General features: G+C 43.9%; 23 protein-coding genes. 19 read left to right on the top strand and 4 right to left on the bottom strand.

Going from position 1 to position 20,575, the window contains the following annotated elements; translation table 11 throughout:
• The first annotated feature begins 94 nt into the window (after positions 1 to 94).
• The 5 genes from mgrA (at position 95) to HQN88_RS00285 (ending at position 4,171) form a co-directional block, all read left to right on the top strand.
• A complete protein-coding gene (gene mgrA / locus HQN88_RS00305) occupies positions 95 to 1,084 on the top strand; it encodes an L-glyceraldehyde 3-phosphate reductase (protein WP_173108293.1) in 990 nt (329 codons plus the stop codon).
• Positions 1,085 to 1,267: 183 nt separating this feature from the next.
• Positions 1,268 to 1,942 carry a YjgB family protein gene (locus tag HQN88_RS00300; protein ID WP_173108291.1) on the top strand — a complete coding sequence of 225 codons (675 nt, stop codon included), beginning with the start codon at positions 1,268 to 1,270 and terminating at the stop codon, positions 1,940 to 1,942.
• Between the two features lie 100 nt (positions 1,943 to 2,042).
• Positions 2,043 to 2,606, top strand: a complete 564-nt coding sequence (locus HQN88_RS00295; RefSeq protein WP_173108289.1) for a TetR/AcrR family transcriptional regulator — start codon at positions 2,043 to 2,045, stop codon at positions 2,604 to 2,606.
• 275 nt (positions 2,607 to 2,881) lie between these two features.
• Positions 2,882 to 3,775: an oxidoreductase gene (locus tag HQN88_RS00290; protein WP_173108287.1), complete on the top strand. Its 894-nt coding sequence runs from the start codon at positions 2,882 to 2,884 to the stop codon at positions 3,773 to 3,775.
• Between the two features lie 66 nt (positions 3,776 to 3,841).
• Positions 3,842 to 4,171, top strand: a complete 330-nt coding sequence (locus HQN88_RS00285; RefSeq protein ID WP_216855582.1) for an antibiotic biosynthesis monooxygenase family protein — start codon at positions 3,842 to 3,844, stop codon at positions 4,169 to 4,171.
• Positions 4,172 to 4,175: 4 nt separating this feature from the next.
• Here HQN88_RS00285 and xerS read toward each other — a convergent pair whose 3' ends face one another.
• The gene (gene xerS, locus HQN88_RS00280) at positions 4,176 to 5,258 is read right to left on the bottom strand and encodes a tyrosine recombinase XerS (protein WP_173108285.1); all 1,083 of its coding nucleotides are present in this window, start codon (positions 5,256 to 5,258) and stop codon (positions 4,176 to 4,178) included.
• 155 nt (positions 5,259 to 5,413) lie between these two features.
• Between xerS and HQN88_RS00275 the strand changes: the two genes are divergently transcribed.
• From HQN88_RS00275 to HQN88_RS00260, 4 genes are all read left to right on the top strand, one after another.
• Positions 5,414 to 5,923: an RNA polymerase sigma factor gene (locus HQN88_RS00275; protein WP_173108277.1), complete on the top strand. Its 510-nt coding sequence runs from the start codon at positions 5,414 to 5,416 to the stop codon at positions 5,921 to 5,923.
• Between the two features lie 2 nt (positions 5,924 to 5,925).
• On the top strand, positions 5,926 to 6,813 hold the full coding sequence (gene rsiV, locus HQN88_RS00270) for an anti-sigma-V factor RsiV (RefSeq protein WP_173108275.1): 888 nt from the start codon (positions 5,926 to 5,928) through the stop codon (positions 6,811 to 6,813).
• Between the two features lie 59 nt (positions 6,814 to 6,872).
• A complete protein-coding gene (locus HQN88_RS00265) occupies positions 6,873 to 7,112 on the top strand; it encodes a hypothetical protein (protein ID WP_173108273.1) in 240 nt (79 codons plus the stop codon).
• A gap of 76 nt (positions 7,113 to 7,188) precedes the next feature.
• Complete coding sequence (locus HQN88_RS00260; RefSeq protein WP_246319989.1) at positions 7,189 to 7,452, top strand: DUF3892 domain-containing protein; 264 nt, start codon at positions 7,189 to 7,191, stop codon at positions 7,450 to 7,452.
• A gap of 98 nt (positions 7,453 to 7,550) precedes the next feature.
• Here HQN88_RS00260 and HQN88_RS00255 read toward each other — a convergent pair whose 3' ends face one another.
• On the bottom strand, positions 7,551 to 7,835 hold the full coding sequence (locus HQN88_RS00255; protein WP_173108271.1) for a hypothetical protein: 285 nt from the start codon (positions 7,833 to 7,835) through the stop codon (positions 7,551 to 7,553).
• Positions 7,836 to 7,927: 92 nt separating this feature from the next.
• The gene (locus HQN88_RS00250; RefSeq protein WP_246319988.1) at positions 7,928 to 8,791 is read right to left on the bottom strand and encodes a helix-turn-helix transcriptional regulator; all 864 of its coding nucleotides are present in this window, start codon (positions 8,789 to 8,791) and stop codon (positions 7,928 to 7,930) included.
• Positions 8,792 to 8,932: 141 nt separating this feature from the next.
• On the opposite strand from HQN88_RS00250, the gene HQN88_RS00245 reads away from it, so the two are divergent.
• The 5 genes from HQN88_RS00245 (at position 8,933) to HQN88_RS00225 (ending at position 12,880) form a co-directional block, all read left to right on the top strand.
• Positions 8,933 to 10,132, top strand: coding sequence for an MFS transporter (locus HQN88_RS00245; RefSeq protein WP_173108269.1), 1,200 nt, complete (start codon positions 8,933 to 8,935; stop codon positions 10,130 to 10,132).
• A 160-nt stretch (positions 10,133 to 10,292) separates the two neighbouring features.
• Complete coding sequence (locus HQN88_RS00240; RefSeq protein WP_173108842.1) at positions 10,293 to 10,496, top strand: YwbE family protein; 204 nt, start codon at positions 10,293 to 10,295, stop codon at positions 10,494 to 10,496.
• A gap of 23 nt (positions 10,497 to 10,519) precedes the next feature.
• On the top strand, positions 10,520 to 10,771 hold the full coding sequence (locus HQN88_RS00235; protein ID WP_173108267.1) for a YolD-like family protein: 252 nt from the start codon (positions 10,520 to 10,522) through the stop codon (positions 10,769 to 10,771).
• A 169-nt stretch (positions 10,772 to 10,940) separates the two neighbouring features.
• Positions 10,941 to 11,864 (top strand): tyrosine-type recombinase/integrase, encoded by a 924-nt coding sequence (locus HQN88_RS00230; protein WP_173108265.1) that lies wholly within the window; start codon positions 10,941 to 10,943, stop codon positions 11,862 to 11,864.
• A gap of 92 nt (positions 11,865 to 11,956) precedes the next feature.
• Complete coding sequence (locus HQN88_RS00225) at positions 11,957 to 12,880, top strand: S66 peptidase family protein (RefSeq protein ID WP_173108262.1); 924 nt, start codon at positions 11,957 to 11,959, stop codon at positions 12,878 to 12,880.
• A 399-nt stretch (positions 12,881 to 13,279) separates the two neighbouring features.
• Here HQN88_RS00225 and HQN88_RS00220 read toward each other — a convergent pair whose 3' ends face one another.
• The gene (locus tag HQN88_RS00220) at positions 13,280 to 13,906 is read right to left on the bottom strand and encodes a C40 family peptidase (protein WP_173108260.1); all 627 of its coding nucleotides are present in this window, start codon (positions 13,904 to 13,906) and stop codon (positions 13,280 to 13,282) included.
• Positions 13,907 to 14,237: 331 nt separating this feature from the next.
• On the opposite strand from HQN88_RS00220, the gene HQN88_RS00215 reads away from it, so the two are divergent.
• The 5 genes from HQN88_RS00215 (at position 14,238) to preA (ending at position 20,573) form a co-directional block, all read left to right on the top strand.
• On the top strand, positions 14,238 to 15,041 hold the full coding sequence (locus HQN88_RS00215) for an ABC transporter ATP-binding protein (RefSeq protein WP_274319926.1): 804 nt from the start codon (positions 14,238 to 14,240) through the stop codon (positions 15,039 to 15,041).
• Positions 15,042 to 15,205: 164 nt separating this feature from the next.
• Positions 15,206 to 16,579, top strand: a complete 1,374-nt coding sequence (locus HQN88_RS00210) for an aspartate aminotransferase family protein (RefSeq protein WP_173108258.1) — start codon at positions 15,206 to 15,208, stop codon at positions 16,577 to 16,579.
• Between the two features lie 15 nt (positions 16,580 to 16,594).
• Positions 16,595 to 17,857, top strand: a complete 1,263-nt coding sequence (locus HQN88_RS00205; protein WP_173108840.1) for a M20 family metallo-hydrolase — start codon at positions 16,595 to 16,597, stop codon at positions 17,855 to 17,857.
• Between the two features lie 16 nt (positions 17,858 to 17,873).
• Complete coding sequence (locus HQN88_RS00200) at positions 17,874 to 19,244, top strand: NAD(P)-dependent oxidoreductase (RefSeq protein ID WP_173108256.1); 1,371 nt, start codon at positions 17,874 to 17,876, stop codon at positions 19,242 to 19,244.
• 33 nt (positions 19,245 to 19,277) lie between these two features.
• Positions 19,278 to 20,573: an NAD-dependent dihydropyrimidine dehydrogenase subunit PreA gene (preA, locus tag HQN88_RS00195; RefSeq protein ID WP_173108254.1), complete on the top strand. Its 1,296-nt coding sequence runs from the start codon at positions 19,278 to 19,280 to the stop codon at positions 20,571 to 20,573.
• Positions 20,574 to 20,575: the final 2 nt, after the last annotated feature.

The following is a 20,575-nucleotide window of genomic DNA, read 5'->3' as shown; positions in this document are numbered from 1 at the left end:
TACATAGGAAGCAGGGTATTTGTGAAAACTTTAGTGAATACATATGTTTCTCGCCTAATAACAACGTTACTTAGAAATATGGAGGAGGACAATCATGGTCTATCAAGCAAGTTCAACACGCTATGCAGAAATGAAATATAATCGTACAGGGAAATCGGGGCTAAAGTTGCCGGCTATTTCACTTGGCATGTGGCATAATTTCGGAGGTTTAGATTTACATGAGAACGGCAGAGCTATGCTGCTTCGTTCATTTGATTTAGGTATTACTCACTTTGACTTAGCGAACAACTATGGTCCGCCGCCAGGATCAGCAGAAGAATTGATGGGGCGTGTGCTGAAAAGTGACCTAGGAGCATATCGCGATGAATTGATCATCTCGACAAAGTCTGGTTACCACATGTGGGAAGGTCCTTATGGCGAGTGGGGATCCAAGAAAAACATGGTGTCCAGCTTAGATCAAAGCTTGAAAAGAATGGGTCTAGAGTATGTAGATATTTTCTACTCTCACCGTCCAGATCCGAACACACCGTTCGAAGAAACAATGGCGACATTGGATCTTATCGTCCGTCAAGGAAAGGCACTCTATGTCGGTCTGTCTAATTACTCAGCTGAGCAAACGAAAGAAGCGGCTACGATTCTCAAAGGATTGGGAACACCTCTTCTTATACATCAACCCGCCTACAGCATGATGAATCGCTGGATTGAGGATGGCTTACAAGATGTATTGGATGATTTTGGTACAGGTAGTATCGCGTTCTGTCCACTTGCCCAAGGCTTGTTGACGAACAAATACGTCAACGGAATTCCAGCAGATTCGAGAGCTGGCGGAAAGAGCCAATTCTTGAAAGAAAAAGACATTACAGAAGAAAAGCTTAACCAAATTATCCTACTGAACGAATTGGCGAGTTCACGTGGTCAAAGCTTAGCGCAGATGTCGCTGGCTTGGGTACTACGCGGCGAGCGTGTTACGTCAGCATTGATCGGTGCAAGCCGCGTATCCCAAATTGAGGAGAATGTGGCCGCACTCAAAAATCTGGAGTTCGCTCCGGAAGAGTTGGCTGCTATCGAAAAAATCTTGAAGTAATCTTTCTGAAACTAGGGATGATTTGAAAAGATTTGAACCATACTACATAGTAGATTGAATCGTGTGGAACGAAGTAAACCATAGGGGATTATTCCCTTATGGTTTATTTTATTTCGTGATTGCAACTTTTCATCTGGTTTCTTCGTTACTAAACTGTAACTAAATCGATTAAAGGAGATTAATATGAAAACATACAAAAGAAAAACAACCATATATACGTTGATTTTGTCAACAATGCTCTTAGCGACGGCTTGTTCTTCAACACAAGAGGGAGCGTCCAATACGACGACTCCAAGTCCTAGCTCATCACCGTCCGCTACACCTGCAACAACTTCAGTAGCGAGTCCCACTGCAAGTCCTACTAGTAATCCTTCAGTGGCTCCTACTGCTTCACCGGTGCCTTCGTCATCTACAAGTACTAGTACGGTATCTAAGCAAATAAAAGATATGTTTGAGCTTGCCAAATCAGGCAAAGTTAGCGGGATTCCATTTGCAGCGAACACTAGTCTTACCGACGATGTCGAAAAATCGTGGGGGAAAGCTGATAAGACAGAATCAGCAGGAAGTGGGATCTACGCCACCTACTCCAAGAAGAATGCTGTTATTGGCTTTAATAAGGGAAGTCAAATCATAGATCTTCGCTCGAATGATGCTAAGTTGCACACCTTGACGTTAAGTCAGATTGAACAAGCCTTAGGCAAACCGACGGACACCAAAGTCAATGGCGATGATACCATTTATATTTATAAAGCTTCACAAGAGTTTCAACTCAAATTTATTATTCCTAAATCCACTGGCAAAGTAGATCATATTTCTGTGTTTGATACTATACATTCTATTAATAATATGGCTGGGTAAAGTTAACGATATGAGCGTGTGCAGCTATTTTGTTTTTTCCAGCACATACTTGACATCTGCCTAAGGCTCGTACTAATGTAAGTGTCAAGAGGTGGAAACAATGAGTAAGAAGCAGGACATAATGGCTGCCACGCTCGACTTAATTCATGAAGAAGGGCTTCAATCAGTAACCTTCTCCAAAATATTTAAGAGAGCAAATGTAGGATCTGGCACGATCTATAACTATTTCGCAAATAAAGAAGAAATCGTTCATGCTGTTTATAAAGAATCACGGATGCATATGGGCGAATGCCTAGTGAAGGGTTTCACACCCGAAGCCAGTTTATATGAGCGTTTTAAACGCCTTCAGTTAAACAGGCTTCAGTTCGGCATCGATTTTCCGAAGGAGTACCTGTTTATTGACAGTTTTTCCTTTTCGCCGTATATATCGCCTGAGATTCGAAATATGGATGATGCCCATAATTCCCGAGAGGTTGTACTTTCCGTTATTATCGAAGGACAGAAGAATGGAATCTTTAAGGAAATGGAATCTCATTTATGCCACCAACTGATTCACGGCATCATTACTTCCATCCTGAAAGGATATTATGTGCAGAAGTATCCATTGAACGAGATTCAGATTCAACAGATTCTAGAGGCATCATGGAAAGCGATACTTGTATAGAAACAGCCATTTGGTAGACTGTGATACGCGGTCACAAAGGGCTTTTTTTTATATTAAATTGGAATTAATATTCCATTATTGAGTTAGTTAGGGATAGCAAGTCATAAAGTGTTTTCAAAAATGTAAAGAAAAACTTTATCTACATAATTCCCTAACTCAATTAGCAATGTTTGGAGTGGAATAATAATTCCAAAATCTATTGACGAAAGGTGTGTGTAAGGACTATACTAACTCATGGAATAAACATTCCAAACATAGCTGAGGAGGAACATGATATGTCTAAAGTTTGGCTTATTACAGGAAGTTCACGAGGTTTTGGCCGCAGTCTTGCGGAAGCGGTGCTCGCTAATGGAGATCGATTAGTTGCGACTGCCCGCAAAACAGAGCAGCTTGACGACCTTTCAGCGCGTTACGGTGATCAGGTTCGCATCGTACAATTGGATGTAAATCGATTTGATCAAGCCGAAGCAGCCATTCATACCGCTTTCGATACTTTCGGACGTCTAGATGTCCTTGTAAATAATGCAGGTTACGGGAATGTCTCTTCGATTGAAGAAACCTCGATGGAAGATTTTCGTGCTCAAATAGAAACGAATCTTTGGGGCGTCATCAACGTAACCAAAGCCGCATTGCCCAAGCTGAGAGAACAGGGCTACGGCCATATCATTCAATTCTCTTCTATTGGGGGCCGGACTGGTGCTCCCGGTCTTGGAGCTTATCAAACGGCAAAGTGGGCAGTAGAGGGGTTTTCTGAGGTATTATCCAAAGAAGTGAGTCCATTAGGATTAAAGGTTACGATAATCGAACCAGGAGGCTTTCGCACGGATTGGGCGGGTTCTTCCATGCAGCATATCGAACCTCGCGAGGCGTATACACAAACGGTTGGCGGTTTGCTGAAACATTTGCGCGACACAACAGGAAAAGAGAACGGTGATCCGGATAAAGCCGCACAAGCTATTATAACGATTGTAAATGAAGACAATCCGCCGCTCCGGCTATTGCTTGGAAGTGATGCTGTTAACATTGCTAACGCGGTTGACGAAGGGAAATTAGCTGAAACCAAGCGTTGGGAAAAGCTTAGCCGTTCTGCTGACTTTGAAGCAAAAGAGTTAGATCCTGCTGTATCGCAAATGTACGATGAGATCGAGACGTATAGGAAATTGCAATAAACCCAAAGATAAGCAAAAAAACTTATCCAATTGGATAAGTTCATCGACGTGAAGGGAGACAACAACATGACACAAATATCAATGCATACTGAGATGGTTACACTCATCAATGTATTTACAGTAGAACCGATTAATCAGGCTCGTCTAATTGAGTTGCTTACTCAAGCGACTGAAGTTTCTGTGAAATATGCTCCTGGATTTGTTTCTTCGAGTCTTCATCAAAGTCTAGATGGCACGAAAGTAACCATGTATGCACAATGGAGAAGCGCCGAAGATTACCAAGCTATGCGAAATGATCCTAGACCTCTTCCATATTTGCAGGAAGCTATGACGTTCGCTACATTTGAACCCGGTATGTATGAAGTCGTCAAAACGTTTGAACCTGCTAAGGAATAAGTTATTAAGACTCCGCACGTTTATCAATCGCTTCAGACATCGTACGATCGGTGAGATGCGCATAGATTTGTGTGGTCTCAGGGGAAGCATGGCCAAGCTGTTCTTGCGTTTTGTACAAGTCGTTCTGTAAGTAATAATCGGTGGCAAACGAGTGTCGCAGCTTATGTACAGATAAATATGGTTTGCCAAAACGCTTCGCATATTTGATTACCAGCTCTTGAATTGCTCGCTTAGTCATACGTTCGCCTTCTTTTTTGCCATTGGCCATGGCAACGAAGAGGGCTTTTTCTTTTTTAGCTGGCTTGTATCGGGAGGAGCGAATACTCAAGTAGTCCGTGATGGCTTGTATAGCATCGAGACGGAAGTAGACTGGCGTTTTGAAAGTATCGTCATTTTTACCTTTTCGATACACATGGACGAGCTTCAATTTCATATCGATATCATCGACGTTTAGGTTAAACACCTCTGATACCCGAAGTCCTGAATTGAGGATCAGGGTGACGATACAGGCATCTCTAACTTTATTTAACTCATAGGCATATAGTGCTTGTTTATTCGTTGCAACATCCTGCTCATAGCCTTCTTTTACATATGCAATGAACTCGGCAATTTCTTCTTCTTGCAGCAGCTTGCCTTCGAGCTTCGCCGCGCTGTCTTTGGCTTTGTGGGCACGCTTGATCTCTACCTTTGCCATCACATTCCTCTTAAGGAGCGGGTAGAAATTATCATCCTCGGCAATTTGACTCAAATAATGAAATAAGGATCGAAGTGCAGACAATTTGCGGTTAATCGTTGTTTTACCATTAGCTTGTGCTTTACGCGTCGCAAGGAACATGCGAAAATTATTGACGCTGTCCATATGCAATCGTTCTAAGTCCTCAAGGGGAACTTGATTCATTGCAGTTGCCGTACTTAATCCCTCAGCAAGAAGCCAGGAGAGGAAAATTTCATAATCACGTACATATTCGAGAAGTGATGAAGGAGAAAGATCAGGAAGCTTATAATTAATAAATTTCTCAATATACCAAGGCATCGAAGGGACTCGTCGATCTAACTCATGGCGGTCTTTGACTTTAATAATATTCATACGGTTCACCTCATAAGCGTCTTGCTGTTAGTATACCAGTGGATTCCCTAAATTGGTAGGCATCGTAATCAAACTATTTGGCCCCCTTAAACGTCTTAGCTACAACATGATTCAATTCTGATTAACCGCGCGGTAAAAGGAGCGTCATCAACGATATGACTAAGAATAGGAAGCTAGAAACCGAACTAATAACCTGTATAACGGAGCATAAGGAACATGTATATCGTCTTGCCTATAGCTATGTGAAAAATCAAGAGGATGCACTGGATATCGTGCAAGAGGCGATTCAGAAAGCTTTTGCAGCTTCAGATTCATTAAAAAGCCATGTGGCAATTAAAAGTTGGTTTTACCGGATTGTCGTCAATACCTCATTAGACTTCTTACGTAAACATAAGAAACTTACGGTTATGGATGATGTGACGATGGAAGCCATAACGCCTGGCAGTGAAGATGCCTACACGAATATTGATTTGGAGAGGGCGTTAGAAGATTTACCTACCATGTATCGCAGTGTGATTACGCTTCGCTATTTTGAAGATTTGAAGATCGATGAAATTGCCGATGTGTTAAAAGAAAACACGAGTACGATTAAGACTCGGCTTTATCAAGCACTTAAGCTTTTACGGATAAAAATGAACGATGATACGCTTGTGGAGGTAAACTAACCATGGACGAGAAGCTAGAACAAATGAAACAAACCTATATGGACATACCCATTCCTGCAGAGCTCGATTTTATTGTCAAGCAAGCGATTAAACAACACAGAAAAAAGCCTAGGACTAACCTGAAGTGGACAACTGTTGCTGTCGCGGCAGCAGCTATCGTATTTGTAGCGGGTCTTAATACAAGTCCAGCTTTCGCTGGGTCGTTAGCGGATATGCCCGTCGTTGGGAAACTGATCAAAGTTCTGACATTTCGAGAATATCAGTATGATGATGGCGCGAATAAAGCAAAAGTAGAAGTTCCGATCATCACGAATTTAGAGAACAAAGTATTAGAAGAATCGCTAAACAACAAATATTTGGAAGAAAGCAAGAAGCTCTACACGGATTTCATGAGCGATATTGAGAAGATGAAAGAGAGTGGATTAGAGGGACACCTTGGCGTAGATAGTGGGTATATCGTTAAAACGGACAATGACCAGATCTTCGCGGTAGGCAGATATGTTGTTAACACAGCGGCTTCTTCATCCACAACCTTCCAATATGACACGATTGATAAGAAAAATCAGTTGTTAATCACATTACCGAGCTTATTTAAGGATGAGGGTTATATTCAAGTGATCAGTGACTATATTAAGGCGCAAATGATCCAACGAATGAAGGAGGACCCTACCAAAATTTATTGGGTGGAAGGGGTCCCGAATGATGTGAAATTTAACTTTAAGTCGATCAAAAAGGATCAAAGTTTCTATATCAATAAGGATGGCAAGCTTGTCATCGTGTTTCAAAAATATGAGGTTACGCCTGGTTATATGGGGACACCGGAATTCATCATACCGACTAACCTTTTAGCTGATCAGTTAAGTACACATGCTTATCTTTTGCCCGAATAAAAAAGGACTAGGTTGCCTACATTAATTGGGTATGCAAAACATCAGCTGGGGGTATTACCATGCCGCAACAAAAGGAACTTGGTTTAGCACAAATCAAAGATGTTGCCCAAAAAGCAGAGCAAGCAGCCGAACAAACCTTGCAGGTTGCTCAGCAAATCTATTCACAAGCTACAGCAGCGGCACTTACAGAGGCCGAGCAGCAGGTAGAGGATCTTCAAAATCAAATTAAGCAAGCGCAGCAGAAGACAGAAGATCTGAAGCAGGAAATTAAATCCCAGAGTGAGTCTACACAGTCATAGTATCTGAATGAAGCTACAACGAGACCCCACTGTCGTGGGGTTGATCAACTTTCAGGAAGATAGAGGAGGAGACTTTATGCCGCGACGACGTAGTAGTGGTCCACATACGATTGATCCGAATAAAGCAATGATCCAATCTGTACATTATGAAAATGGTAGTATTGAGGCTGTACAATTTCAAAATGGTCAAGTGGTTGATGTCCAGACGGCAATTGAGATGACTGAAGCGGATTTAATCGAAGATGCGAATACGGGGGTAAATCGGAAAGGCGAGAAAACCTTGCGTTCATATCCGGACGGAGATCCAAGCAATAATTTATCAAATTTACCGCGATTCTAAAGGATTTGAAAAGCTGTTTACCAATCTATGGTAGGCAGCTTTTTTGTGCATTAAAAAAGCTGCTGAGCATCTCAGCAGCTTTGAATGCGATTGCAAAATTATTTTTTAAAATAGCCTCCAACATAATTATAGAGGACGCCAAGCACACCGATATAATAGGCAATTTTGATAATATAATCGGTATGATCTAGCGGCATCATGTTGGAAAGTAAGAATAAAGGGAACACAAAGTACAAAAGGTCTCTCAAGTAATTGGTAATCGTAGAACTGGAGAAAGTGCCAGTTGAGAACGATTTGAACAATTCTACTACGAAGCTAAGACCCATGACTCCCAAGACAAGCCACATTGCATAAAGCATTAAACCCGATAGTGTAAGTGCCATGTCTGATTCACCTCCACATACGATGATTTGCTTTCAATCTATCATATGCGGCAATGTGACAAGTCGTGCTAAGTAGTCGGAAATTTTTGTGACTAGGTGTGCATCGTATTTCGGAAAATATGAGGGGAGACCCCTACATACTTTTTGAAAATACGCGAGAAGTAGAAGACATCTTTATAACCTAGCGAGTCGGCAATTTCCTTTACAGAAATAGTTGTATTCAACAAAATGTTTTTGGCTTCCGCTATTTTCATTCTATGCATGTAAGTATTTAGCGGATAACCGGAGTAATCGCTGACGATTCTGCGAAGGGTAGAAAGTGAAATATGGTGTCGCTTGGCAATACTTTGCGCATCAAATGGTTGATATAATGAATCGCTGAGCTCGTTGATCAGATGGATGAACTGACCCTTCTTCGTTGTTTCCGTTGTGGCTTCCGCACGCTGAATGAATTCAAATAGTAATGACTCAAGAAGTAAAGCTGCACGATCAATATTAGCAGGAACACCACTTTCCATCGCAATGAATATCCGCTCAATCCGATTATGTTGGGCAGCATCCTCAGAACCAACCTGCTTCACTTGATCTAAATCGGTTAACCAACTGTTCTGCCATTCCTTTACTCGGCTGCCTTCAAGCGTAAAATAATACTCATCCCAGAAGCCTCCGGGATCAGGACCATATTGATATACCTGATTAGGCCGGAAGAAGAAGAGGCTGCCGCTTTCCACTTTTTGAACCGGACCGTCGTTAACTCGGTAAGTTCCCTTGCCTCCTGCTATATATACAATGGCAAAACTCTCGAATGTGGCATGTCCGCGAAACATAATCCGTCCAGGCAGATGTCCGACATGTCGAATCTGTAGCGACTGCAGCTTCAATTTACTAGCATCGATAGGCAAAGTAATGATTCGAAGTGGATAAGGACTTATCGTATCGTCCATGAACCTAGGCATAACATACATTCCTTCCGAGCTGACGCCGTGATATGATTATGAAAGTTAAACCGCATAAACTTTCGTATGTTTTCATTATAAGGGAGAATCTATGCCCACGTAACTAGTTTATCAAAATTTCGTTCAGAGAGAGTGGACACCATGACGACCGCGCTAAAACGACTATTATGGATGAGTATAAGTTCTGGCATTATTTTTAACTATATGGGCATATTTATTAATCTTTTTATTTGGGAAAAAGGAAATCAAATCTTCGACGTTGCCTGGTTTAATCTAGTTATGTTTCTAGCTTGGGGAGTGGCCTTTATGTACGGGGCAAATCTCCTATCCAAGTTTACGATTGGCTCAGTGATGCGAGTTGCTGCCATAGGGGCAGGAGTCACATTTGTCCTTCTATCTTGGGTGCATTTTGAACCGAAAATCCTTTACATAACATTGATCGCAATTCCTGTAGGACTTACGAACGGGTTATATGGTTCAGCGAATAATATGGGTATATCGCTTTTCGGAAAAGGGAAGGAATTCACTGTATTTTTTTCAGCTGTCAATGTGATCGGTCAGTTGATTTCTTTCCTTAATCCATTATTATTTGCAGTGATTATTAAATGGATGGGTTTTACAGCGTCCTTCTTCATTATGTTCATTTTCATCGCACTTATGATTTTTACATCCTTTTTCGTCCCGCCTATTTCTTTGAAAGAAGCGAATGAACCCGTGTTTCGTAAGTTCCGCTTGGGTCAAGTTTTCGCAACCCCACAATTGAAATGGATGATCCCTTCGCTTGTTGCTGGCGGATTTTTCATTCAGTTTCAAGGGATATTCTCACTGATCTTTACCTTTTCGGTTACTCAAGATAAGCTCAACATTGCTTTGTTGCAAATTATGTACACTTCATTCACGATTGCCTGTGTATTCATCTACCGCCGTTTTAGTCGTACGCGTGAGATTAGTGATAACAAATGGTTAACCTTTGGCATGGGGGCCGCGGCGGCAGGTTTCTTATTAGCGTTATTTCCGACGCCTTTGATTTTGGTCCTTTCCAACATATTAACGACGATTGGATTGTTTTTCTTCGCTACAATTTGGAGTTCACGGCAATTTCTATTGACGTACCCATTAGAACCCATTCATCAAACAAGGGTGATGGTATGGCGCGAGCTTATCCTTGTTATTTCACGAATGTTCCTGTTGGCACTGATCCTCGGGATTCAGGATTTTGATGGATACGTATTTAAGGCTGTAATGATCTTTAGTTTCTCAAGTGCCTTGCTAATCCCTTATTTTTCTAGAAAAAGCGATGAGGCAGCAGAAAAGACTGTTATCAGAGGCGTGGAATCTTAGGATTCCCGTTTTTTTGTGCTTGAATTTTACTTAATGAGATAAATCATTAATATCATTAATTAAATATCGTGAGTAAAATCCTTCATCGAGATGGGGTAGATGGGGAAACTATGATATAATGAATCAACATTATGGCATGAAAGCAGGCGACTTAGGCAGCATGAATGGACAAAATCGGAAAGATGTTGTACCTGGCAGAGAAGTGAACATTGTGTTAAAGCAAGACCAACGAAGCGGGAAACTTACACGCGGGATCGTGAAGGATTTATTAACCAACTCACCTACACATCCTCATGGTATAAAAGTAAGACTCACAGATGGCCAAGTTGGTCGTGTGAAAGAAATTATTATGCCGTCCAGCTGACGGAACACGGAGGAGAATAGGGGATGGCAAAAGCAAAGGTAGCGAAACGGCCAACACGCGATGAATTCGTATTAGAAGAAATCGGTAACCAGTTGTCGGAAGCGAAGATGGAGAATTCCGAGATCGTGTTAACGGTATGGGGGCGCGAGGAAACGGTAAGAGGAACAATCGCAACGATGGATTCACGTACGGGAAGAGTACATATGGATTGTAAAGGCGAATTGGATAAGGTGCCATTCATGGATATTATGAAGGTGGAGTATCCGCGGGATTAAGAGTTGTTTTTCTCAAATGATTCCAACAATACGCTTATTCTTATCTCTAGTAATTACCAGTGACAGAAACTGGTTCTGAGAGGAAGAATAAGCGAATTTTTTATCAAAAAAAATTGCACTAAATCTATATTTAACGCAATTTAGTTTGTAACGAACGGAGTTTACTAGCATGGACACTAGATTCACATATGATGACGAGTATTTGGAGCTTTTTGACACCTGGATGAAAGATCAGGGGTTCACGAAACGAACACAACAAGCGTATCTAGGAGATGTTCGTTTATTTCTGACAAGCCTCGGAGAGAAAGAGTTGTCTACGATTGAGGCGATTGATATTATGCGTTTCTTGACCAAGATGCGCCAAGGTGGGGCGGGAGATGCCGCGAGGAATCGCTATCTCTCCTCGATCCGAACATTTTTCTCAGCACTCATAGAATTGCAGATGGTGAAGAACAATCCTTCAATTGCAGTCAAGAAATCGAAAGTAGAGAAGAATTCCGTTCCGACTTTTTTGAGTGAGGAGCTGCTATCTGTCTTTCTACAATCCATTGAAGGGAAGTACCAGATTCGCAATGTAGCCATGTTTTTACTGATGAGCTATGCGGGACTGCGGGTCAGTGAGCTTCATCGGTTAAATATCTCCGATTTCAATCGCGGAACGAATTCATTGATGGTCTTAGGGAAAGGGCGTAAGTGGCGTGTCATCCCGCTTCCCCTAGAAATCGTCCAAGTACTTGAGCGCGCGCTAGTTGAGCGACTGGAGGCGAGGAGTGGGAGCGAGCAGCCATTCTTTGTATCCCAATTCGGCCGGCGCATTAGTATACGAATGATTCAATCGATTGCAGAGAAGCAGTTCGGGCAGTTGAAAGGGCAATTTATGGAGCTGCAGGGGAAATCATTCTCCAGCCATAAGTTGAGACACACATTTGCAACGATGCAAGTATTAGCAGGGACGGATATTCGAACGCTGCAAGAGCTGCTCGGACATGCCAGTATTCAAACGACGCAAATATACACACACGTTGGGGATAAACAAAAGCAGGAAGCCATGAATCGTGTTTCCACATTTATTCCAGTTGGTATGGGAATCTGAAGGAGATGTTGTCATAATTCACTATTTTGAAGCATAAAAGGGATTGAGGAGAAGTTCTTTTTTCTCCAATGTCATTGGTAGGAGGTATAGCGATGGCAATACGCCCACCCATCTTACAAAGTGGAGATACCATTGGCATTGTTACATTAGGGAGCCCACTTGATGCGAGCACGATTGATGCTAGAATAGGGACGCTCGGAGACATGGGGTTCAATGTTGTCGTGGGCAAATACACATACGCGTATGGAGGGATCGTTGCAGCGACAGCAGAACAGCGAGCGGAAGACCTGATGAGTATGTTTGTCAATCCGAAGGTAAAAATGATTCTCCCGACACGAGGTGGTACGGGGGTTAAGGATATTTTGCCGCTTCTGGATTATCCCCTCATCAATAGTCATCCGAAAATTGTTACGGGCTACAGTGATATTACGATTTTATTAAATATTTTATTCCAATTTGCCAATCTCATTACGTTTCAAAGCCTGTTGTTAATTGATTTTAACTCCAATACACCAGCCTATAATTTCGATCAATTTTATGCGGCAACTTCTACACTCGTAAGCCCCAGAGTGATTCAAAATCCACCGAGTATGGTGCTGAATGGCCCAGTGAAAGGTACAGTGAGAGGGCGAATTGTTGGTGGTAATCTCACCTCGTTCGTCGGGACACTCGGGACACCTTTCGAAATCAATACAATGGGTAAAATAATCGTCATCGAAGAGACGCACGAGCCAACGAATGCGGTATACCGCTACTTGACACAATTAATTATGGCGGGAAAATTTCGAGATTGCGTGGGGATCGTGATGGGGCAATGCACGAATTGTACGACTTCCTACGCGACATCATATAATGATTTAATAGCGGGGATTATCGTTCCTTTAGGAAAACCACTTTTGACTAACTTTAGTACGGCACATGGCTATTACAAAGCAGCGATACCCATTGGGGCTATGGCTGAACTGGATACGTATGCGAACAAACTGACTGTTTTAGAACCAGCTGTTACGGGATAGTTCGTCGTAAATGTGTGGAGTGGTGTTGAGAGGGAGAAGTTTTAGAGTTAGTGATTTGATGGATTTTCTGTAGTTAAATCTTCGGATATTCCGATTAAAGCTAGAATAAATGGATAATCTCCAGTTAATTTTAACCATTTTATTGGATTTGAACAAAAGCGTTAGTTATAACTACATATTTTCCAGTTAAATCAAGTTTTTGAGGGAAATCATCATAAATAGCTGTACTTTTTCCAGTTATTATAAGTGTGTATATAAAACCAGTTAACAATCCGATGTTGCGGCTGTTAACTGGTTTTTGGAGTTGCTTCAAACTGCCACATTTGTAGTTTTGGCTGAAAAAACTTCAATAGAAGTGCTGTTGTCCTTTTTAGCTTATTTTTTGTTCTTCGTTCGTGGTTAGTTAATCAAACGGCGTGCTCCCCAATAATGCGCATCATAATAAGGTGTGCCAAATAACGTGCTGACTTTCACTTCTCTTGTTCCCATGGTTCCTGCTTGCAGGATTTGATTATTGCCTAGATAGATCGCCACATGGGAAACACCCGTTGTATAGGTGCCTTGTAGGAAAACTAAGTCTCCTTTACGAAGGTTGCTCTTCTCTACAGGTGTTCCTAATTGACTTTGTAAAGCCGCAGAATGCAGCAAATTAAAACCTTGCTGATTAAACGCATATTGAACAAAGCCAGAGCAATCAAAGGCTACATAAGGTGTACTGCCGCCAAAAACATAAGGCACGCCGAGCTGTTTCATCCCTACAGCAATGATCGCATCGGCTTTGACTTCCCAACTTGCTTTTGGAGTGGCCTTCGAAGGTATAGAAATGATAACGCCTTCATAAATATTATCCGCATTCACTTTGGGGTTACTTGCAATAAGCTCAGACAAAGGCACATTAAACTTCTGAGAAATGGACCAGAAAGTGTCAGAATCCGTAGCTATGTAAGAATTAGCAGGCGTGGCATTCACGATTCCACCGAACATAAGACTCGTAGCAACAACTGTTGTAAGAATGATCTTTTTCATCGTCTTCCTCCTAGATGTCGAATGTGGGTACTTACACATTCTATCAAAATGAAGAAATAGAGAATATGAACAAAATATGGATATAAAGCTTGAATCGATAATTTGTTTACATAATATAAGTTATGTATCATACTCATGCGCAAGATAACTAAACCGCGAGCGCGGGGTGCAGAAATGAGTAAGTGATTTTACACTATGTCAAATATGGATTCTAAATTAGGAACAGAATGTATAATGAAAATATAGGAAATCAAGATATAATATAACATATAGAGTTACTAATACTCACAGAGATATAACGCAATGATCAGTGGATAGAAGGAGGAACCCGGTGAATTCAGACTTTTCCCGTCAGAAAGTGGAAATTTCATTGGATGGCGTCGGTATGGTGTTCGGTAAAAAAGGGAGGCAAGTGACCGTCCTTCAGAACATTACCTTTGATGTTGGGCAGAATGAATTCGTCACAGTATTAGGACCTTCATGCTGCGGCAAATCAACGTTGCTTCGACTTATGGCTGATCTTTTACAGCCCTCCAGTGGGCAGATTACGATTCAGAAGGAACACCCCAAGGAAGTGAGGCTGCGCCGGAAATTCGGCATTATTTTTCGAACACCTAACTTATTTGAATGGCGGACTGTACGAGAGAATATCGAACTGCCGCTGGAAGTTCACGAACAATCCCGACATTCGTACCAAGATAGGGTAGACCAAGTACTCGATACCGTCGGATTAACAAAGTTTAAGGATTATTACCCCTGGCAGCTCAGCGTTGGTATGCAAATAAGAGTTGCTATAGCACGTGCGTTATCCCTCGATCCTCCCATACTCTTTATGGATGAACCCTTCTCAACCTTGGACGAATTTACGAAGGACAAATTACAATTGGATTTACTGGAAATAAAGAAGAAAATGAACAAAACCATCGTTTTTGTCACCCGAAGTGTACCTGAGGCCGTATTCCTCTCGAATCGGATCATCGTCTTATCCGCAAATCCAGGTCGTGTACATGCGATCCACCAGATCCCATTAGGTGGCGATCGCATTTTGCAAACGCGGGAATCCCCACTTTTTCAGGAATTAACCACTGCAATTCGAAAGTCTGTTTATGAGGGAAGCGAATCCTCTGAAGAGTAACTTTTAAACAATGCTAAGGTTTCCTTTCGTTAACCCCCAACCTTCAACTCTGCCAAAACCAAGTCTACCAATTGAAAAATAACAACTAAAGCTAGGGATGACATCCTCTTTTTGAACATAGAAATAGAGTAAGAACGAATGGACAAGAGATGGAGGAACTGCTTATGAGCGCTCAAGATGACGTTGATCCATTGGTTAAAGAGGAGCTGCTAGAGAAAGATCGCAAATATGTGTGGCATCATATGTCCCCACATAATGAGAATCCCATGATTATCGCTTCCGGCGAGGGCAGTTGGGTAACTGATATTGACGGTAACCGCTATTTGGACGGCATGTCAGGCTTATGGTGCGTGAATGTCGGCCATGGAAGGCGTGAAATTGCTGAAGCAGCCGCTGATCAAATGATGAAGATTGCTTATGCGACATTGGTTCAATCCCATATACCGGCTATTGAGTTAGCGGCGAAATTGAATGAATGGCTCGAAGGGGAGTACCGCATTTTTTACTCCAATTCAGGATCAGATGCGAATGAAGTCGCGTTCAAAATCGCCCGTCAATATCACCACCAGAATGGAAAACCCAGTAAACATAAGTTTATTTCAAGGCACCGAGCGTATCATGGAAATTCCATGGGTGCATTGGGAGCAACGGGTCAAGCACAACGCAAGTTGAAATATGAACCGCTTGGTGTAGGCTTCCAGCATGTGCCCCCGCCTTATTGTTATCGTTGCCCGTTCGGACAGACGAAAGAAACCTGCTCCTTACAATGTGTCAAAGCAATCGAGAATGCCATCGTGTGGGAGGGCGCAGATTCCGTTGCTGGTGTGATTCTGGAGCCTGTTATTACTGGCGGTGGAATGCTTGTTCCTCACGAGGGTTATTTACCGGCGGTTAGAAGTATTTGTGATCAATACGATGTCTTGCTAATTGTTGATGAGGTCATTTGTGGTTTTGGGCGCTCGGGCAAGCCCTTCGGTCATCAGAATTATGGGGTAAGACCGGACATTGTCACGATGGCCAAAGGGTTAACAAGCGCCTATTCGCCTCTTTCAGCCACCGCTGTATCAGCCGAATTATACGATTCTTTCAAAGAGAAAGAAGCAACTAGCCATTTTAGACATGTCAATACGTTTGGTGGAAATCCTGTTTCCTGTAAAGTCGCCTTAACGAATCTCGACATTATTGAGCGTGAGGGGCTTGTTGAGCGTTCGGCTGAGATTGGGCAAGCATTCAGAGCTCGATTAGATCCGTTGAATGAGCATCCTCATGTCGGGGAAATCCGGATTTTCGGATCGGCTATGGGGATTGAGTTGGTAGAGGATCGGAAATCGAAGATTCCCGCTTCGGTAGAACGGGTAACAAACATTATACTAGCTTGCAAAAGTAAGGGACTGCTCGTCGGTAAGAATGGGGATACCGTTCCTGGCTACGCCAATATCATTACGCTCAGTCCGCCATTATCCTCTACGGATGAAGATGTGAATTTCATGATTGAAACCTTACTCAGTGTGTTTGGCAACGAGCAAGAGAAAGGATGATTGGACTTGTCTACAATGCAACCTATCCAAATCAATGCAGAACGTCTTGGACAGCACATTCATGATTTAGCACAAATTGGGAAAATCGGTGAAACGGGCGTATGCAGACTTGCGCTATCGAAAGAAGATCGAGCTGGTGTGGAGCTTGTGAAATCCTGGATGGAAGAAGCTGGTATGGAGGCTTATATCGATCCCTTCGCTAATCTAATCGGCGTATGGCGCGGGAGAGATCAGGAAGCTCCTGTGTTAATGCTCGGTTCGCATGTGGATTCACAGCCCTATGGAGGGCGGTTCGATGGGGCAATCGGTGTGCTTGGCGCGATAGAAGCTGTGCAAACGATGGTGGAACAAGGTGTGACACCCGCATGTAATGTTGAAGTTGTTGCTTTCTGTGATGAGGAAGGCTGTCGCTTCAATAAAGGGTTGTTCGGTGTAAGAGGCATGACGGGTAAACTCGAAGCGGATGAGTTGGAACGTACTGATAAAAACGGTGTCACCCGCCGTGAAGCGCTGTTGGAATTCGGCTGTGATCCAGCGAATATGGAAGGCTATATGTTCCAAGATGGCCGAATTGGCGCTTTTCTGGAGCTACATATCGAACAGGGGCCAATCTTGGAATCTCTCAATGAGCCGATCGGTATCGTGAGCGGCATCTCCGGTCCCTTATGGCTCACCGTGGAAGTGACGGGCTTCGCGGGTCATGCTGGCTCCGTACCGATGTCGATGCGGCAAGATGCCCTGCTAGGCAGTGCTAAGATCATCGTTGCGCTGAACGAACTTGTTCGTCGTGAACCAAGCGCTCCAACCGTTGGGACTGTCGGGTCACTTTCGGTTTTTCCTAATTCTCGCAACATTATCCCCGAGAAAGTCAGCTTTACAATTGATTTACGAGACATCGATATCTGCCGTCGAAACGCGCTTGAGGCGGAACTCCTTAGTGTCATCGAGAACGTAGCCTGTGAGCATGGACTCACTTATACAATTCGAGAAGATACGAATAGCGATCCTCGCTATTGTGCGAATTGGATTAAAGCTGCGCTGCACAAGGAAGCGGGCTTAATGGGGATCAACCCGCCTGAGCTTATGAGTGGTCCTTTTCATGATTCGTTATCCATGTCATATGTGTGCGATTACGGCATGATTTTCGTGCGCTGCCTAGCGGGTATTAGTCACAATCCGAAGGAATATGCTAGCCCAGAGGATATTACCTTGGGGACGGAGCTTCTATACCGAACCGCCCGCCAGATGGTTGTAGACAAAGTTGGCAACTTTAAATGAGGGAGGAGGAGCGAAGATGGGTACGACATTTATTTCACTAACGGAATTGAAGCGTAACTTTGCGGAAGTAAAGGCGGGTATGAAGCCTAAAGAGGCGATCGAAGAATCGAACCGGTGCTTGTTTTGTTATGACGCTCCTTGCACGCACGCTTGTCCAACAGGCATTGATATCCCTTCCTTTATTAAAAAGATCGCCACTGGCAATCTAAAAGGCTCCGCCAGAACGATTATGGATGCCAATCCTGTTGGCGCTTCCTGTTCGCGAGTATGTCCCACAGAGGAACTATGCGAAGGGGCATGTGTTCTCAATCATTCGTCCAAGCCTATCTTAATTGGCCAGTTGCAGCGGTATGCAACCGACTGGGCCATTAAGAATGAGCAGATTTTATTTAAAGCAGGGGCAAGTAATGGTAAAACGATTGCGGTTGTGGGCAGCGGACCTGCGGGACTTGCGGCAGCTCGTGAGTTAGCTCGCTTCGGCTTTAAGGTGACTGTATTCGAAGCGAAGGAGCAAGCTGGCGGCTTAGATACGTACGGCATCGTATCGTTCCGACTTCCGCAGGAAATCTCGCTTTGGGAGGTCGAGCAAGTCAGGCAGCTTGGTGTTGAATTTAGGATGAACACACGTGTCGGAGTTGACGTCAGTGCTGCTGAATTGATAAGTGATTACGACGCGGTGGTGATCGCGGTTGGGATGTCTAAAGTGCCCATGCTAGGCATCGATGGTGAAGAATTGACCGGTGTCTATGACGCCATTGATTTCGTAGAGTCGACGAAAACGGCACCAGATCTAGATGAGTCTCTCGTAGGGAAGCGAATTGCTGTGATTGGCGCGGGGAATACCGCCATAGATGCGGCTACGTGCTCTGTCAGACTTGGTGCGGATAATGTGCAAATCGTTTACAGACGAACACAAGAAGAAATGACCGCGTATGATTTTGAATATGAGTTTGCGAAGCTCGATGGCGTTGCCTTTCAGTGGTTGACGGCGCCGAAACGGATCCTCGGTGATGAGCAGGGGAACGTCATTGGCATCGAGTGTCTACGGATGGAGCTTCTTGTGACTGATGACGGAGGTCGCAAGCGCCCGGTACCTATTGCAGGTTCTGAATTTATCATCGACGTGGACGCGGTGATCAAGGCGATCGGCCAGACGAAACATATCTCGCTGATTGAGCAGTTCGGACTCGCTCATTCAAGGGGCACAGTAACGTTGGTAGACGCAGCTTCTGGAATGACATCGAATCCGAAGGTGTTCGCAGCCGGTGATGTTATTTTCGGAGATGGACAGGGCGAAGCCATGGTCGTATCAGCTGCACAACAAGGTAAACTAGCGGCTTATGCGATATATAAGGGGTTGGTGAAGGGGCAAGAGGCATCAGCTTAGGTAGGGTTACTTCAGAATCAGGAGGGATTCAGCATGGCTGATTTACGAACGAATCTAGCTGGAATTAATTCACCCAACCCTTTCTGGTTGGCATCGGCTCCGCCAACGAACACGGGGTATCAGGTTCAACGGGCTTTTGAAGCGGGATGGGGAGGAGCCGTGTGGAAAACGCTTGGTGATCCCATTATCAATACATCCTCGCGCTTCGCAGCTGTACATTTTAACGGACAACGTGTTGCAGGATTTAATAATATCGAGCTGATCACTGACCGTCCGTTGGAGGTTAATCTGAAGGAAATTTATGAAACAAAGAAGCGATTTCCAAATCATGCGCTAGTGGTTTCTCTGATGGTTGAGCCCAAGCGAGAGAAGTGGCATGAGATCGTCAAGAAGGTCGAAGCCGTTGGCGTAGACGGCCTTGAACTGAACTTCGGATGTCCGCACGGTATGGCGGAGCGTGGAATGGGAGCGGCGTCTGGGCAGCAGCCTGATCTTGTAGAAGCGCAGACGATGTGGGCGAAGGAAGCGGCACAGACACCTGTGATCGTCAAGCTGACGCCGAACATCACGGATATCACGAGCACCGCTTTAGCAGCGGTTCGTGGCGGGGCAGATGCGATCTCGCTCATCAATACGATTAATTCGCTCGCAGGCGTTGACATAGACTCGTGGAACACGATTCCACATGTCGGCGGCAAAGGCTCACACGGAGGTTATTGCGGTCCTGCTGTGAAGCCCATTGCCCTTCATATGGTTGCGGATTGCGCGCGTAATCCAGGGGTGAACATTCCGATTTCCGGCATTGGCGGCATTTCCAATTGGCGCGATGCGGTTGAATTTATGCTTATGGGTGCAACAGGTGTCCAAGTGTGCACAGCCGCCATGCATCATGGCTTCCGGATTGTGGAGGATATGATCGATGGGCTGAACAACTATTTGGATGAAAAAGGATTAGCCAGCGTCTCCGAACTGATCGGGAAATCCGTTCCGCGCTATTCGGATTGGGGAAATTTGGATTTGAACTATGCCGTCGTTGCCAAGATCGACACGGAAACGTGTATTAACTGCAATAAGTGCCATATTGCCTGCGAGGATACCTCGCATCAATGCATTGAGCGACATACGGATGAGCAAGGGAAGTCCTTTTTGCAGGTGAGGGAAGAAGACTGTGTAGGCTGTAACTTATGCGCGATTGTGTGCCCCGTAGATGGAGCGATCTCCATGGTTGAGGTGAAGGGAACCGAGGAGCCAATGACGTGGAACGAGCGTCAAACGGCTGTTGCCAAGCTGACAGAAGGAAAAGATGCCGATAAGAAGGAGGCTGTGTAGTC

The organism is Paenibacillus qinlingensis (assembly GCF_013204845.1).
Lineage (GTDB): Bacteria > Bacillota > Bacilli > Paenibacillales > NBRC-103111 > Paenibacillus_E > Paenibacillus_E qinlingensis.
The sequence above is the reverse complement of the archived record's forward strand: the minus strand, read 5'-3'. Positions and strand labels throughout refer to the sequence as shown.